The organism is Pedobacter sp. GR22-10, assembly GCF_026239715.1.
Classification (GTDB): domain Bacteria; phylum Bacteroidota; class Bacteroidia; order Sphingobacteriales; family Sphingobacteriaceae; genus Pedobacter.
This window is the reverse complement of sequence record NZ_JAPIVR010000001.1, coordinates 1,700,062-1,715,698: the sequence shown is the minus strand read 5'-3', so window position 1 is coordinate 1,715,698 and position 15,637 is coordinate 1,700,062. Positions and strand designations below refer to the sequence as shown.

Below are 15,637 nucleotides of genomic sequence, written 5' to 3'. Positions count from 1 at the left end.
AAGTTTAAACTTGAAGATCCTTGCGTCTGATTAATAAAACAAAACCACCGGCAATGGTAATGAGTACACCGGCAAAGATGATCGCATTTTCAGGGTGATGACCTAACAAATATTTGTATACATATTTAAAAGTGATGGTTTCCAGGAGCATTGGCATGACGATGAACATATTTAAGATGCCCATAAAAATGCCTGTTTTTTCTTTGGGAATACTCCCGGCAAGCATGGCATAAGGCGTACCCATCATACTGGCCCAGGCCACACCCAAACCCATAATCGGGATAAATAAAAGTTTTGCGTCGTGTATCGCCGGTAGGGAGATCAGGCAGATGCCACCAAAGATTAAACTTAACAAATGAACCCGCCTTGCCGTGATTTTCCGGGCAAAAAAGGCTAGTGGAAACGCGACTAAAAAAGTAACTACGTTATAGCCACCATTTACAGTTCCGGTGAGTAACTGTGCCGATGCAAAACCTGCTGATGCGGCATCGCTGGTGTTATAAATGGTTTTAGCGAGGCAAAGCGTAATAAATTGCCAGTATATAAACATGGCGTACCAGTTAAACAGGTAAACAATTCCCAGCTTTTTCATGGTCAGCGGCATGGTTTTAAATGCTTCGTTGATGTCTTTCAAAATGCTTCCGATGCCTCCTGAAGCTGCTTTGATGTCCTGAATTTCTTCCTGAGTTAAAGACGTTTCTTTAGTGCTAAAGCAACTGTACATAATGGATCCGATAGATACCACACCGCCGATAAAGAAAGCTGCATAGGTGGTGTATGGTATATTATTTCCACTTCTGGCATGAATGCTGATTAAACCAGCGGCGATAAGGATGCCCGGTGTAAGGTTGGCCAGGGTAATGCCTAAACCAGTGAAAAAACTCTGGGTTAGAAAACCCAGGGCATGCTGCTCAGTAGGTAATTTATCACTTACAAAAGCCCGGTATGGCTCCATGGTGATGTTGTTTCCGGCATCCAGAATCCATAAAATGCCGGCAGCCATCCAGATGGAACTGCTGTAAGGCATGGCAAATAGGCAGATGCTGCAAATGATGGCACCAATTAAAAAATACGGACGTCTTCTGCCGAACCTGCTCGTGGTTTTATCGCTCATGGCACCAATAACCGGCTGAATAATCAGGCCCGTCATTGGTCCGGCTAAATTAAGCAGAGGCAATTGATCTGCATGGGCGCCCAGATAAGAATAAATGGGGGTCATATTGGTTTGCTGCAAGCCAAAGCTGTATTGGATGCCAAAAAAGCCCATGTTCATGGCGATGATGGAACCGAAATTAAGTTTAACCGCGTTAGAGATTTTCTCTCCTTTTTCTGGTTGTGCAACGATCATGTTAATGCTTGTTCAGTTTATAAACCACTGCCTGCCATGGCATCAGTTTGATGTTATTATTTTTTTTGGAAGGAGATTTTGTATAATTATTAATGGCCGGTGCTGCTGCGGTGGTATTAATTTTCTGATCAACATGATAGTTAATTTCCTTTGAAGAAAAATTTAACAACACCAGCAGGCTTTCTTTTTCATCTGTTCTGGTGTAGCAGTATACATCCGGATTTTCGAGGTCATATGCCTGATAATTGCCATACATTAAGGTTGGTGTTGCTTTTCTGAATGCAACAATCTTTTTAAAATAGGAGAGTACACTGTTTGGATCTTTCTCCTCCCCAAATGCGTTAACGGATTTATAATTTGGATTCACTTTGATCCACGGCGTTCCGCTACTGAAGCCTGCATTTGCGGTGTTATCCCATTGAAAAGGCGTTCTGGTATTGTCGCGAGATATGAATTGCTGCTTAGCCATGAAGGTTTTGAGGTTTTCCTTTTTTAAAACCGCATTTTTATAGGCATTAATGGTGGCGATATCGCGGTAGTCTTCAATCTGATCAAACTTAATGTTCGACATGCCCAATTCATCTCCATTAAAATAAAATGGCGTTCCCCGCATGGTCATGATCAGTGTGGTTAATAATTTTGAAGAAGCTTGTCTAAATTCAGGGCTATCATTGCCATATTTACTTACCATTCTGGGTACATCATGATTCGCCAGAAAAACAGCCAGCCAGCCTTTATCGGCAAATGATGTTTCCCATTTGGTAAAGGCTTTCTTTAAATCGGTGAGCAGGTAACCTTTGGGATCGTTCCCGATGTCCATGATTTCAAAATGATAGGCCATATTTAATTCATGTCTATCTTCATCAACCAAAGCATGTGCATCTTCCAATGTGCTTCCGGCACCTTCAGCAACCGTCATGACGTTGTATTTGCTCATCACTTCTTTGTTCATTTCTTTGAGGTAGTGGTGCAGATTCGGACCCATTCCGTAATATTTAATGATATTTTTCTCGTAACCTTCCGGGTATTTTTTCCAGGTGGTATCTTTTGAAACATATTGAAAAGCATCCATCCGCAAACCATCTATGCCTTTATCCAACCAGAATTTCATCATATCATATATTTCATTACGAAGCTTTTCATTCTCCCAGTTTAAATCGGGTTGCTTTTGCGAAAAATAGTGGAGGTAATAGGATTTTGTAATTGCATCGTATTTCCAGGCATCATTATTAACGTCAAAGAAGCTGTAACGTGGGGTAGGCTTTCCTTTTTCTTCAGGCCACCAATGGTAATAATTATGGTAGGGGTTGGTACGAGATTGTTTGGCTTGTTTAAACCACTCATGCTCATCACTGCTGTGGTTTAATACCATATCCAGTACCAATTTAATATTTCGCTGGTGAAGGCCTTTCAGTAAAGCATCGAAATCTTTCATCGTGCCAAACTCTTTCATGATACTGCGGTAATCACTAATGTCGTATCCGTTATCATCATTAGGCGAAGAAAAGATCGGATTTAGCCATACGGCATCGATGCCCAGGCTTTTCAGGTAATCTAACTTGGAGATAATCCCCTTTAAATCTCCAATTCCATCGCCATCACTATCCTTAAAACTTCTTGGGTAAATCTGATAAACAACAGCTTCTTTCCACCATTTGGGTTGCCTTATATTTTTTTTCTGTGCATGGGTTTTTCCAACACAGATTATAAGCAAGCAGATTATCATTCGCAGATAGAGAAATCTCATAATATCTTTTTACACTATACTCGTATCACTACAGTATCAGTCATTATTATTTGGTTAGTTGTGCGTAGCAAAAGGCGGGTTACCTCTACATTGCCACTTGTTTATAATATGAAGATAGGTTTAATTCAATTTAAAACCATCAAATTGAATCTAATAATTACCGCAAACGTTTGCGATAACATTTCCGCAAATGTTTGTTGTGGAAAACTTATATTTGGTTAACCAAGTATGAAGATGAGACCGAACCCAACTTTAAAGAAAATTGCCGAGCAATTAAACGTGAGTATATCAACTGTTTCCCGGGCATTGAAAGATCATCCAGACATTTCTGCTGAAACCAAGCGAAAGATAAATGAGCTGGCAGCCCTGATAGAATATGATCCCAATCCATATGCGGTGAATCTTCGCACGCATAACAATAAAGAATTTGCGATTGTAGTGCCTAGTTTATCCAATTTCTTTTATCACTCTTTCATTAGTTCCATTGAGGAGGATGCCCGGCGGTATGGATATTCCGTATTTATCTACCGTTCTTCTAATGATCCGCAAATTGAACTGGAGATTTTAAAAAGTTGCAGGCTTAAGCGGGTATCTGGTGTATTTATATCCATCACGACAGAAACTAAAGATATTGCCCCGTTTTTAAAAATGGATGAATACGGTATTCCGGTTATTTTTTTTGATAAGGTACCCGCTTATGAACTGTGTAATAAAATTTGCGTAGCCGATGAGCATGCGGCATCACTGGCCGCTTCAGCAATTTTGAAAAAAGGTATTAAGGATGTATTGGGTATTTTTGGCGATCAAAATATGTCGATCACCCAGGTTCGCTATCATACTTTTAATCAGGTACTGGCTGAAGGTAATCAAGGGATTCAACTGCAAACCGTGAATGCCTGCAGTGCTGATGAGGCAGAACAGATCGTTTTAACAGCACTTGCTGATTTTAAAGGGAGATACCTTGCCATATTCTGTATGAGTGATGAAATCCTTGCTGGCGTAATGAAGGCTGTACAGCGGAAGGGCTTAAAGTTTCCGCAGGATATAGGGATTATTTGTATCAGTGATGGCATGATTCCGAAATTGTTTTACCCGGAGATTACTTACGCAGAAACCAGCGGCTTTAAGTTGGGGAAACTTGCCTTGAGTAGAATGATGCGTTGTATTGCCGGAAGCTCATTTGCGCAAACGATTATTGATGAATCGCGATTAATTGAAGGGGGGTCAATGTAGGGGTTAGGGGAAAGTTGGTTGGGGGGATTAATCGTTTAATTTTCAAAAAGGTAGCCGCTATACGCTAAACCTTTGGCAACACTTTTAAAATTATCACCGGAGTTAAGTGGAATATGCGGGAACTTGGTTTTGAACAGTTGCTGAATGGCAGCCACCATTGATGTTCCACCGGTTAAGAATAAACAATCGATATCTTCTGGTTTGATTTTGTGGACTTCCATAAATTGATTGAGATAGGCTTCAATTTTATTGACATCCTTTTCTATAATACCATTATATTGAGCTATAGAAATGCTTTCATCTATTTCAATCCCCATGTTGGAATACCGGAAATCAGATTGTGCCTGATTGGAAAGTTCAATCTTTGTTTTTTCAATGGCCCTGAAAACAGAATAGCCTAAATTTTGATCGACCAGGGTAATCAGGTTTTTAAACTTCGGATCATTGCCGGAATAATAGTAGTAATCCTCCATTTCTTTCTGGATTTTCAGGCCATTAAAGAAATTCATTTTATCCCAGGTACAGATATTGGCGAAAAGCGATTTCGGTACGTTTAACTTTTTCCCCGGCGTAGCTTCATACATGGTATTTTTGCCGAAGTAAGGTGTTCCACGATCCCACATAAAGGCAGAATCCAGGCTATCACCACCAATATAAATTCCACCCGAAGCAATCATATCATTTTTACGGTCGTTGCTCCCAACTTTTTCAGGGTCAAGGATTAAATAGGTGAAATCAGTAGTACCGCCACCTAAATCGGCTACCAGCACCCTTTCTTTTTCCTTGATGGTTTTTTCATAAGCGAAAGCTGCACCAATAGGCTCAAACTGAAAACGCACCTCCGTAAAGCCAGCCATTTCAGCTGCCTTTTTTAATCGGGTTTGTGCCAAGGTATCTTTAGAAGTGTTGTCATCATCGAAAAATACAGGCCTTCCAATTACAGCCTTATTGCATTCTTCACCTATGATTTGATCTGCTTTTGCCTTTAAATCTTTAAGAATCAGGGTGACTAAATCTGATGCGGTATAGCGTTTATTGTGGATCCGGGTTTCGGTAAAGGTACTTCTCGACAGAATTTGTTTAATGGATTTAATGAATCGCCCTTTCATGCCGTCATTTAAGTATGCGTCAATGGCTTTTTCACCGACAATATGACTTTCACCATTAACAAAACTTTTTGTCTCGGTAAAATAAATGAGAGAGGGAATAGAAATCGTATCAATAATTTCCTTTTTCTGTTCGTCGTAAATGGATAGGGCTGAATTGGTTGTGCCAAAATCAATTCCGTATAAAAAGTTACTCATGTAAAACTGAATTTAAAATTGCCGGAGCATGTTTCGAATAAAATAATTGAACAATATTGATAACAAATAGGGGCTAAGTTCATGTCACATGAAGTTCCTGTTCATTGCTAAATCTGTTCATGATTATCTGTTGATCTCGAATATGCTGCTGTTTTCTGAATCTTGCTTTATCGATTTAAACCAGGCTCAGAGAATATTTCGGCAAATATCTATAATTTAATGAGGTTATCTATCAAAAGTTTTCAACGGTTGAATAAGCATTTACATGACAGATTTGGCTGACGATTTTTCCTCAAAGACAAATTTAAGATTTATAGATTAAAAATATTTTACTGTGAATCAGTGGTTTCAGATATGATAAGGTGAGTTTGTTTAAATGCTTATTGTTTATTATAAAAAATTTCTATCTTTGCGACCTCAATAATGATTCCGTAGCTCAGCTGGTAGAGCATTACACTTTTAATGTAGTGGTCCTGGGTTCGAATCCCAGCGGGATCACAAGAAACAATATCAAAGAGAACTAAAACCCTGCAAATCAAACGATTGCAGGGTTTTTGCTTTTACGGGTTATACCAAAATATGCACGAAATCGCATATAAAATGTGCGTCATTCGGTGCGTCGTTCTTTATAATATCAAACTCCCCTAATTCGTATTAATGCATTGATATTCAACTAGTTTAATAGATGAACATCTTGTGTGAATGAAACTGCAAAGCTATTTTTGTTTAACCTTAATGTTATCGTTATGAAAACTAATTTTAGCGTGCTTTTCTTCTTGAAAAAGCCAAAAAACTACACAAAAGGGGCTGTTTACTTTATCTTTTTAAGAATTACGGTGGACGGGGTGCGTGCGGAAATGTCAACAAGCAGGAACTGCGAGCCGGAGCGGTGGAATGCAAAAGCCGGAAAAGTCATCGGAACAAAGGAAGATGTTAAAACCCTGAATGCCTATCTTGAAAATATGAAAGCGGAAGTTTATGCATCGCATAGCCAGTTAAACGCGGACGGAGCTGCAATAACCGCTGATAGCGTTAAATGCAAATTCTTAGGCAAGGCCGAAAAAACACACACCATTATGGAGGCTATTAAAATTCACAACACAAACATGGCCGCACTTGTAGAGAAGGAAGATTATGCGGAAGGAACTTTGAGGCGGTTTATAGTACTTGAAAAGCATGTTAAAGGATATCTTTCGTTCAAATATCAAACAAGTGACCTCAACATCCGCCATATAGACCATGAGTTTATTGATGGTTTTGATTTCTATCTACATACCTCAAAGGATAACGATACCAATACCGCCAGTAAGCACCTTAAAAACCTGGGAAAGATTGTCCGTATATGCCTTAGAAACAAATGGATCATCACTGATCCCTTCTTTGGCTATAAGTTGAAATCAAAGCTTGTACAAAGGGAATACCTTACTGCGGATGAACTGAAAAACATTGCGGGCAAAAAATACAGCACCACAAGACTATCACAGGTTCGGGACTTCTTCCTATTCAGCTGTTATACAGGACTGTCCTATGCCGATGTGCAAAAACTCAAACAAACCGACATACGTATAGGTATTGATGGGGAAAAGTGGCTATTCAGCTATCGCAAAAAAACAGGTACGCCTGTAGCTGTGCCGCTTATCCCTATAGCCGCTGAGATTCTGGAAAGGTATAAAGATCACCCTTTCTGTGCCAGTCAGAACAGGGCGCTGCCGATTTCCAGCAATCAAAAAATGAACGAGTATCTGGTGGAGATTGCCGCCCTGTCGGGCATCGTAAAAACATTGGGCAACAGGATTGCTAAGCGCACTTTTGCCACTACAGTTACCCTACTGAATGGTGTGCCTATAGAAAGCGTATCTAAAATGATGGGACATACCAATATACGCACCACCCAACTCTATGCAAAAATGCTGGATGAAAAGGTAAGCAGTGACATGGCGCCGTTAAGACAAATATTCGCTTCAATTTAATCCGACCCGGTCGGCAGCTCATCTGCCGACCGTTTTAAATACTTGATAAATAAGATGGAAACAAAGATCAAAATTTCTGATGAACTGGTTATGAACCAGATTTACATGATAAGAGGACATAAAGTAATGCTGGATTCCGATCTGGCGGAGTTATACGGAGTGGAAACCAAACAGCTAAAGCGGCAGGTAAAAAGGAATGTGGAACGTTTTCCTGAAGATTTCATGTTTCAACTAAACATGGAGGAACAGAAAATCTTAAGGAGCCAATTTGGCACCTTAAGACACGGGGCGCACTCGAAATATAACATCATGGCCTTTACCGAACAGGGCGTGGCAATGCTTTCCAGTGTACTAAACAGTATAATGGCTATTGAGGTAAACATCCAAATCATCCGCATTTTTACCAAAATGCGCCATGTGCTTTCCGACAATACCGAGATCAGACTCGAGATTGAAAAGATTAAAGGGAAACTGGATAACCAAGACAAAAACATGGAGATAGTTTTCCGCTACCTTGACGAACTGCTGGAGAAACAAGAACGGCCAGCGCCAAAAAGGACACGAATTGGGTTCAAGCCCGACGAACTGTAGTTTTCTGTTACTGGCTTCTCTGTATATGCCCAAAGCGGGAACAGTAACAGCCGAGAGCGTAGGCCGTTCCGCAGGCCGCAAATGCGGGACGGCCTAGTTTGCAGGCATAATTCAAGTAAATCCTATTCATGGTTCTTGATTGGTAATATCGCTATTCAATTCAATTTTTTTGGTAAAACATAACATAGGTTCAGCAGTTCGACCAATTGATTATAATAAAATAACATATCTGTCAGTTTCTCTTGCTAATCCCCTTTTCATGGTCGATTTTTTCTACCTCCTATGCTGGACCGCGTAAATGTCATGATTTCCGACAGCTTCATCTACCTTATGAAAGTAGAAAAAAGGCAGAATTTACATGCAACCTGATTTAAAACGCACTAATTCCAGCAGTACCATCGAAAATCGGCTATTGGAGGTGGTAGCGGCCAATACCTGGTTTAGGCATTGTGTTGTTTGTGATCAGATTTATAGGGCGCATAGTCTTGTATTGTCGACACAATAAAATATTTATAGGTGGCAGTGACAGATTCGATGGTGAAGCCATAAATGCGGTTGCTGATAAAGAATGGCTGATTCTGACAACGGATCCGGTTACTGGATTGTCTACAACATCAATTCCACGTGGCGACTTCTGGTCGGCATCACATTACTCTTGCAAAGGCGAGGTACGCCCATCTGGTATGTATGAAATTTTAGATTTAGGATTTGATCAAAATGGAGAATTGATTTAATGTATAGATGGGCTTATTTGATTAGTTATTAATCAGAATGTTCAGAATGACCCTTTGTTGTTTTTTTTGCAAGCTCAGGTTTTTTAGATGGTTCTAAATTCTCAGATTTAAAAAAATCAGGGAGGCCAACGTCTATCTTTGATAATTCCGCAAGATCAAATATCGAAGGATTTTTTTGTGGACTATGCTGTTCTTTGCTAATTTTTTCCATCATCTCGTCAAAGGCATCTTCATCTGACTTATATTCAGCAACCGATGGCGCATTCGAGGCAACCTTAACTTTTGTAGTATTTATTGTTTTATTTTCTTTGTAGAATTTGACCTTCTTTTTCTTTAGGATGCTAAAAAATGGATCATCGTCTAGATAATTATCAGCTGTTTTTAGCCACCCATTTCTTTTTGCCTCATATGCAAGCAACCAGTGTTCGGAATATAGATTTTCCTTGTTTAGTACGGATTTCCAAAGAGCGGTGTTAAGCCCCTTGGGAATAAGTTTCGCTCTTTTCATATCTAGGCAGACCAAGGAGATTATTGAGTTATTTATTTTTGACAGTTTTCCCGCAATTTTTGAATTTAGTTTTAATTTGAGTGATTTCATTGTCCATAATGCCCAGGATATTTCAAACTCATTATTCATTTCGCAATGAAAATCTATGAATTGTTCTAGTCCAAATTTTATTCCTTTAAGATCAAATTTGTGTTTCTTTTCGTGATAGCTGATTAAAATTTCTGATAGCAGATGAATCGTTCTGGATTCATGTACGATTGAATTAAGCAGCAAAGATTGTAAGATCACTAGATTTTTCTCATTGAATATTGTCGCCCTGATTTTTGAGATTGCATAGGAAAGGACCGCATCGTCTGGCTGCTGTTTGGCATGATAGAATGCTTTGTCAAAGAAACCGATCAGTTCCTTTCTTTGTTTCGTTGCGTCAGGGGAAAACCTTACAGCCTTAAGATCTTTATACCAAAGAGATTCCAATACTTCCGGTATGCTAATTATTGTGTCCTTGTTTGGGTTTAGTTCTAATTCATATTCCCTAAGAGTCTGGTGCACTATTGCGCGAGCCAATTCAGCATCTCCAAGATTTTTAAAATATAAATAATAATCATCTATTATCCTTACTCCCTTAAAGCTTGGAAGCTTTTTGATTAGGATTTGGTCTATTGATGAGAGGATGATTTCAGAGATAACCCTGCTGGTGTCCGGCCCTACCGGTATTCCTATTGTCTGTCCATCCTGAAGTTTACGGCAATCTTCATCTAAGGCATTTCCAAAATGTGGTGTGCGTTTTCGATGGATTTTTGCAATAGGTTTAGTGTGTAAGGCCCATGGTATGCTATGGGTGTAAATGGAGTTATAAAACCTCGATATGTCGACTTTAAGTAAATGTCTACTTCCCGCCGAACGGATGATGCGCTCTTGGATGAGTTCGTCAAATATTGGCTTTGCAATTGCCCTGCTTGATCCTAATTTAAGTCTTGACATTGATAATGTTGACTTCTCAGTATGCTTGTATATTTCCGCCCAATTGTCAGAAATAGTCTTGCTGAGCCTGATATAGAACAAGGGATTGGGGACACTTAAATTTCTTCGATATCCGCCTACCTTTGGGATGGAGAAATGGAGCGCCTTACTGGGTAGTCTTTTTTTTCCTATTAGTGGGTCTAGAATGTCAATTTGCGGAATAATTTCCCGTAAAACTTTTGATAGATCTTCTGATGTGAATACTGGTGGAAGTTCTTCTGGAAGAAAGCCTTTCGTGATGAGATCGTCAATTGTCATTGAGGTTATTTTATATATGAATCTAAAGACTAATATACTGTATATATTATTTAATCAGTGTATGTCAACCTAAATAGTTGTCTTCCGATATTGCTTTGGTTTTATTGTGAACGGTCTCAATCAGCGAACACAGCGCAATCATAAATTAATTGGTTAACTTTGGTCAAACTGGCTGGTATATGGACGACAACAGAACATTTCTTTTACAACAGGTTATTGACGATCTTCTGGATCCAAACCTTTCTCTTGAATCTCCATTGCTTAAATTGAATTATTTAGCCAGGTTGATAAAAAATGAGAGCCTTCAAACATTTACAGATCTGGAAATCAATGGTTACAAGGAAGCCAAAATGCCAAAGTACAGACTTGGTCGTGCTCAATTGATGGTTAAATTTCAAGCTGGTTCCTATGAACATACCAAAGAACTCCCTTTAGCTATGATCGAAAAATCTTACCGTGAAGCAATGGAACATGTGCCAGTTGCGGAAGGGATCAAGGTTCTAGAAGCCATGTCAGCAAAGACTGAAAATGGGTCGGACATGCTCTCTGTAAGTGTTCCGCTAGAATACCTCCACCTGCTTCAGGAGCCTACCGCAAAACTTTATAGATCCAACACCAGGATTATCGTTGTTGGTGCCACGATAATAACAAATTCAAATATTGTAACGCAAATCCTTAGTACTGTAAGATCAAGACTCTTAGCTTTCGTAATGGAAATCGGGGAAGAATTTGGCTATCAGATCGAAGTTGGTACCTTCCGGACTAGACAGTCAGAAAATAACCAAACAGTCAACAATTACATCCGCAACGAAATTACTAATCACGGCAGCAATAATATTACCAATACCGGCGGAGACTCTAAGATAGAGGTCAAACCGGGGAATACAGGAAATTAACCATAATAGGCCTTCAAAGCTTCAGCCAATAGTGTTCCAGCAGCTCCAATACCTACCTGCCAGGTACCGTCCAATGACTTGGAAATCATTTTCTGAAACCAACCATTAACCTTTGTGCCAAAACCATTTCCTTCCGGAGTTTCCATATCGATTACGGTTAATAACTCGGCAATGTCGTTATTGTCCACACCATTGTTTCTTAAGGTATCAACCAACGCATCTTTATTTCCTTTGGAAATATTTATAGTGGCATTTATAGTTGAATTCGCACCTGTATTTACGACGTTTCCATCCCCATTGTTGTTGATCGTGTTATTCATGATATAATTGATTTTTGTAGTATTCGCCTTGAAGTCTGAGATATCTGATTCCATTCCAAATTCTTTCTCCAGTGCCAGCATGAAATCCAAAAGCTTATTCTTGACCGAAGCGATAATGGCATTTGCAAACTGCAGAGGCACACTAATCCCTACGTTCAATAACCGAAAATAAGGCCCGTTGGTATTCTGCATCATCCCCTCCAAGGAATCTTTCAAATTATCAGGATAACGAAGTACAAGAGATCCGTTGTTCTTATTCTTGGGCGCAACAAGAAAACCCTCGATTGTTGATATGCTATCTACAGTCTTAAATTCTGTCATTAGCTTATTCAGGTCTTCACCGAAATCGAATTGCAATGGATAATTGTTCGCTTGAAACCCTACATTCATTACATCACCCTTTACGGTTCCAATGGTTTTCCTGTACTCTGGGACACTATCAAAATTTGGATATCCTGAAAGTTCCCTATTTAGCCAATTCAACAATCCTGTGTTTCCTATCCTGGAAGCAAGAACCTTTGTTTTATTTAGGGCTACAGTGAGCGAGATATTATCATTCACCAGATCATTTATGATATCGCTGATTAATTTCATGTTGTAAGACGCTAAGCTCCAAATATACTATCTATTAATCTTAGAAACTTAATTGGGTTTTAAACATTAAAGCGAGAAAATTTCTATGCGGGCAGAGCAGCCAGCTTAGACGCAATCCAAACACTAAAGAGTCAGATCTGGGGTTTGAAATGCTGTAATAAATACATATTGAAAGAAAAAAGTATTAACTGTGCAATAGGTCATATACTTATGACTTTGCTTTATAGCTATACAGCTGCCTTGCTTGGAAATCCTTGAGATAAATGCATCGTTCCTCTTCTCTCCAACCACGATCAAAGCAGGTATAACATGTACCTTCTTTAGCTTCAATAGTACATGTGAAAAAGTTTTTATTGAATTCAGGAGGTAAATTCTCTTTTTTTATATCCAATCTATGTCTAGGATGTATACCCTTTGCAGGAAGCCTCATTAGAATTTCATAGTTGCGCTATTCATTTGAGATGAAGGGCTGTTATAGCCCTTTTGTATGTGATAGGATGAAAAGAGTGCAAGCATTTTGTATGGGAGTGGTTTTTATTTCTTAACATTGAGAATGGGAGACAATAAGCCTAGGGAGATGCAGGCAGAACTGCTAATAACGTCTTTTTTGATCAAGAATAATTTTAAGGTTACAAAGCCCACTTTCGATGAAGATGGGGCCGATTTGTTGATTTTGGATGGCATTGCTGAAAAGTCTACAAAATTCCTGAAAATACAATCAAAACTGAGGACAATAGACGATAAAAAAGGGAGCTCGGTAGATGTTCCAATCGATTATGTCAAAGATAATTTTATACTGTTTCTTTATGTAAATAGACCTTGCAAAGATGAGGTTTTATATACATTCTTTGCGGAAGACATCAAATTGTGGAATGAGAATCATAAAGGATATATATTGAACATCACGGAGAATTCGATCCTCTTGCATGCAGATAAAATATTTAGTGGTAAAGTTGTAGGTAAGATACAGGAGCGACTTGTTGCGCAGCCCTTGAAAAATTATACCACCATTATTGTCGATGGGATTTTTTTGGAAAAAGCTATAGATGCTACCAGAAATTTATATACTGAAATTTGGCCTGAGAAGTCTTTTCAAAAGCCTTCTTTGCAAAAAGTCATTCATGAAATTTTACTTTATAACCCGTTTAAGCATGCTAAAAACGATATAAATTGTGTTGTGTTTATGAGTTCGCATCATGGGTTAGAAAACGTACTTGATCTACCCGACCCGAGGTCACAGGTTGATGATATGAAAGACATACAATTAAAACTTTGGAAAACGGACGAATTGATAGCCTTCCAGGTTCTTGAACAACTTGAAAGAATTTTTATGTCCGAAAACATAGTTTTGGTTGCGGATGATATTATCTATGAAAAACCCCTAAACGATCTAGAAGCTAAGGGCGTCGAATTGGTTTTGATGAAAATGCATGGCGATTCAGGTAGTAGGCTTTATACCAATTTTAGATGGTGCGATATTTCGTATCCGATTGGTAAGGCGCTAGGTTTGAGAGGAGGAGAAATTTAACTCAAAGAATTTGCATGAAAAAATTTTACAATTCAGGACATGGCTTTTACCTGCCTTCCTTTTTCTTTTTAAAAATTAATACATCGGAAGGCCTTATGAATCTCGATGACCTATCTGAAAGGAGTAAATCGACGTTGTTTCACGAATATATTCACTATATCCAGGATATTACAACGCTGTACGGGCTAGGCATGATTTCCCAAGTGGTGGATACGCAAAAACTTGTAAATAATGATATTCTTAAGCGTGCCGACAAAAACATAGTAGTACCTGTGCCTATTGATGCAGATAGTCCTTCTGGATTTAATATGGAGCTTTTCAACTGGTATGAAGGAGATGCAGAGCATGATATGATGGGTATTCTAAGCATTGATAAAATTCAACAGATTTCAGAAGAAGTTGGTCCTGAAAAAATGAAGGTGACATCAGTAGTAGTTAGCTTTACTGGTATTCTAGGGAATAAGGATCATTTCAATTTCGGAGCAGTATGTATTTCGGAAGGGATGGCAAATTTGATAGAGGAGAGCATGTTTGATGATGTTGAAGGGCCTTATTTTCCTTATCAAATAGCAAAAAAAGTTTGTGATTTTATTTATCCTGAGCTTGCTGTAGATCCAATTCATGTTGCGCTTATATGCGATATATCATTGAACAGTTCTCATCCGGGAAAGTTTTTTGTGGATTTTATCAGTGAAATGCACAAAAAACAATATATGCCAGAAAAATATCTTGACCTTTACGACCGTTTTGAAAGCTACAAATTTACAGATATTAACGGGCAATCGGGATCAATTTATTATCACTATCCACAATTGGCTGAACTGGCAAAGTCCCAATTGAAAGATTACTTTACGGTTTCTGGACTTGATAATATAAGGAACTGGTTTGATCACATTATCGATATGGGAATAAAATTCAGAGTTCGGAATATTTCCTTTTGGGTGGACATTTTGAACGCACCAACTAAACTTATTCGCAGAGATAATTTTGTGCTATTGACAAAGCAATTCGGCTTTCCTTTAATGTCCAACTCAAAAGATGCATTCTATTTCAGTCATCCAAAAATTGCAACTGACCAAATAGTTTTGCTACGGGCGATTCAGGAAGTCAATAAATTATTGCTTTATGGTCAGAAGGGTTGTCAAATGAAAAAGTTTTGTAGCTATCCAAAATCAAAAGACATTACTTCGGAACTCTGTGATGAGCCATGGAAGAGGACTGTCCTGGAAAATCCTTGCCCTTTTTCAGTTATTTGGCATATGTGGGGATTAGCGGGAATTTCGCCGATTTTTAACGATTAAAGCTCTGATAAGAGAAATGATATTTTTTGATAATTGAGTAGAAAAGCGCATATTTAATATATAGCAAATGCAGCTATTTGTATTGAAAAATTCGGTGAGTTTAGAATAAAATCGCCTCAAACATAATTTAAACGTCTAAAATGTATTAAATTAAGAACCCGTCCGGACTACTGCAATTTAAAAAATTTAAGAACAATAAAATTGTCTTGTATCAGGAATTTTAAATCCATGTTTTTTCTATACATATGTTAGGTCAATCCTCCCCACATTTGCGGCTTGCAAAAT

The 15,637-nt window shown here is 38.6% G+C and carries 12 protein-coding genes and 1 tRNA gene; 8 read left to right on the top strand and 5 right to left on the bottom strand.

Going from position 1 to position 15,637, the window contains the following annotated elements:
* Positions 1-4 precede the first annotated feature (4 nt).
* Both OQX64_RS07430 and OQX64_RS07425 read right to left on the bottom strand, forming a co-directional pair.
* Positions 5-1,348 (bottom strand): MFS transporter, encoded by a 1,344-nt coding sequence (locus OQX64_RS07430; protein ID WP_265818262.1) that lies wholly within the window; start codon positions 1,346-1,348, stop codon positions 5-7.
* 1 nt (position 1,349) lies between these two features.
* Positions 1,350-3,062, bottom strand: a complete 1,713-nt coding sequence (locus OQX64_RS07425) for a glycoside hydrolase family 13 protein (protein ID WP_265818261.1) — start codon at positions 3,060-3,062, stop codon at positions 1,350-1,352.
* 261 nt (positions 3,063-3,323) lie between these two features.
* Here OQX64_RS07425 and OQX64_RS07420 point away from each other — a divergent pair, with 261 nt between their 5' ends.
* A complete protein-coding gene (locus tag OQX64_RS07420) occupies positions 3,324-4,328 on the top strand; it encodes a LacI family DNA-binding transcriptional regulator (RefSeq protein WP_265818260.1) in 1,005 nt (334 codons plus the stop codon).
* A 35-nt stretch (positions 4,329-4,363) separates the two neighbouring features.
* On the opposite strand, the gene OQX64_RS07415 is transcribed toward OQX64_RS07420, so the two are convergent.
* The gene (locus OQX64_RS07415) at positions 4,364-5,632 is read right to left on the bottom strand and encodes an Hsp70 family protein (protein ID WP_265818259.1); all 1,269 of its coding nucleotides are present in this window, start codon (positions 5,630-5,632) and stop codon (positions 4,364-4,366) included.
* Between the two features lie 425 nt (positions 5,633-6,057).
* Between OQX64_RS07415 and OQX64_RS07410 the strand changes: the two genes are divergently transcribed.
* The 4 genes from OQX64_RS07410 (at position 6,058) to OQX64_RS07395 (ending at position 8,927) form a co-directional block, all read left to right on the top strand.
* Positions 6,058-6,130, top strand: a tRNA-Lys gene (locus tag OQX64_RS07410).
* Positions 6,131-6,378: 248 nt separating this feature from the next.
* Positions 6,379-7,602 (top strand): site-specific integrase, encoded by a 1,224-nt coding sequence (locus OQX64_RS07405; protein WP_265818258.1) that lies wholly within the window; start codon positions 6,379-6,381, stop codon positions 7,600-7,602.
* A gap of 54 nt (positions 7,603-7,656) precedes the next feature.
* Positions 7,657-8,193 carry an ORF6N domain-containing protein gene (locus OQX64_RS07400; RefSeq protein WP_265818257.1) on the top strand — a complete coding sequence of 179 codons (537 nt, stop codon included), beginning with the start codon at positions 7,657-7,659 and terminating at the stop codon, positions 8,191-8,193.
* A 485-nt stretch (positions 8,194-8,678) separates the two neighbouring features.
* On the top strand, positions 8,679-8,927 hold the full coding sequence (locus tag OQX64_RS07395) for a hypothetical protein (RefSeq protein WP_265818256.1): 249 nt from the start codon (positions 8,679-8,681) through the stop codon (positions 8,925-8,927).
* Between the two features lie 28 nt (positions 8,928-8,955).
* Here the strand turns inward: OQX64_RS07395 and OQX64_RS07390 are convergent, their stop codons facing one another.
* Positions 8,956-10,713, bottom strand: a complete 1,758-nt coding sequence (locus OQX64_RS07390; protein WP_265818255.1) for an RNA-directed DNA polymerase — start codon at positions 10,711-10,713, stop codon at positions 8,956-8,958.
* A 179-nt stretch (positions 10,714-10,892) separates the two neighbouring features.
* On the opposite strand from OQX64_RS07390, the gene OQX64_RS07385 reads away from it, so the two are divergent.
* Positions 10,893-11,609, top strand: a complete 717-nt coding sequence (locus OQX64_RS07385) for a hypothetical protein (protein WP_265818254.1) — start codon at positions 10,893-10,895, stop codon at positions 11,607-11,609.
* Here OQX64_RS07385 and OQX64_RS07380 read toward each other — a convergent pair.
* The gene (locus OQX64_RS07380) at positions 11,606-12,523 is read right to left on the bottom strand and encodes a hypothetical protein (RefSeq protein WP_265818253.1); all 918 of its coding nucleotides are present in this window, start codon (positions 12,521-12,523) and stop codon (positions 11,606-11,608) included. The two genes, OQX64_RS07385 and OQX64_RS07380, sit on opposite strands and share 4 nt — an antisense overlap.
* 553 nt (positions 12,524-13,076) lie before the next feature.
* Here OQX64_RS07380 and OQX64_RS07375 point away from each other — a divergent pair.
* Together OQX64_RS07375 and OQX64_RS07370 are read left to right on the top strand one after the other, a co-directional pair.
* Positions 13,077-14,051 (top strand): hypothetical protein, encoded by a 975-nt coding sequence (locus OQX64_RS07375; RefSeq protein ID WP_265818252.1) that lies wholly within the window; start codon positions 13,077-13,079, stop codon positions 14,049-14,051.
* Between the two features lie 14 nt (positions 14,052-14,065).
* The gene (locus OQX64_RS07370) at positions 14,066-15,352 is read left to right on the top strand and encodes a hypothetical protein (protein WP_265818251.1); all 1,287 of its coding nucleotides are present in this window, start codon (positions 14,066-14,068) and stop codon (positions 15,350-15,352) included.
* The last annotated feature ends 285 nt before the right edge of the window (positions 15,353-15,637 follow it).

Excerpts from the sequence above, each read along its gene's own strand:
- OQX64_RS07375 (WP_265818252.1), top strand. The coding sequence starts at position 13,077 with ATGGGAGACAATAAGCCTAGGGAGATGCAGGCAGAACTGCTAATAACG.
- OQX64_RS07420 (WP_265818260.1), top strand. The coding sequence starts at position 3,324 with ATGAAGATGAGACCGAACCCAACTTTAAAGAAAATTGCCGAGCAATTA.
- OQX64_RS07370 (WP_265818251.1), top strand. The coding sequence starts at position 14,066 with ATGAAAAAATTTTACAATTCAGGACATGGCTTTTACCTGCCTTCCTTT.
- OQX64_RS07390 (WP_265818255.1), bottom strand. The coding sequence starts at position 10,713 with ATGACAATTGACGATCTCATCACGAAAGGCTTTCTTCCAGAAGAACTT.
- OQX64_RS07415 (WP_265818259.1), bottom strand. The coding sequence starts at position 5,632 with ATGAGTAACTTTTTATACGGAATTGATTTTGGCACAACCAATTCAGCC.
- OQX64_RS07400 (WP_265818257.1), top strand. The coding sequence starts at position 7,657 with ATGGAAACAAAGATCAAAATTTCTGATGAACTGGTTATGAACCAGATT.
- OQX64_RS07385 (WP_265818254.1), top strand. The coding sequence starts at position 10,893 with ATGGACGACAACAGAACATTTCTTTTACAACAGGTTATTGACGATCTT.
- OQX64_RS07405 (WP_265818258.1), top strand. The coding sequence starts at position 6,379 with ATGAAAACTAATTTTAGCGTGCTTTTCTTCTTGAAAAAGCCAAAAAAC.
- OQX64_RS07430 (WP_265818262.1), bottom strand. The coding sequence starts at position 1,348 with ATGATCGTTGCACAACCAGAAAAAGGAGAGAAAATCTCTAACGCGGTT.
- OQX64_RS07380 (WP_265818253.1), bottom strand. The coding sequence starts at position 12,523 with ATGAAATTAATCAGCGATATCATAAATGATCTGGTGAATGATAATATC.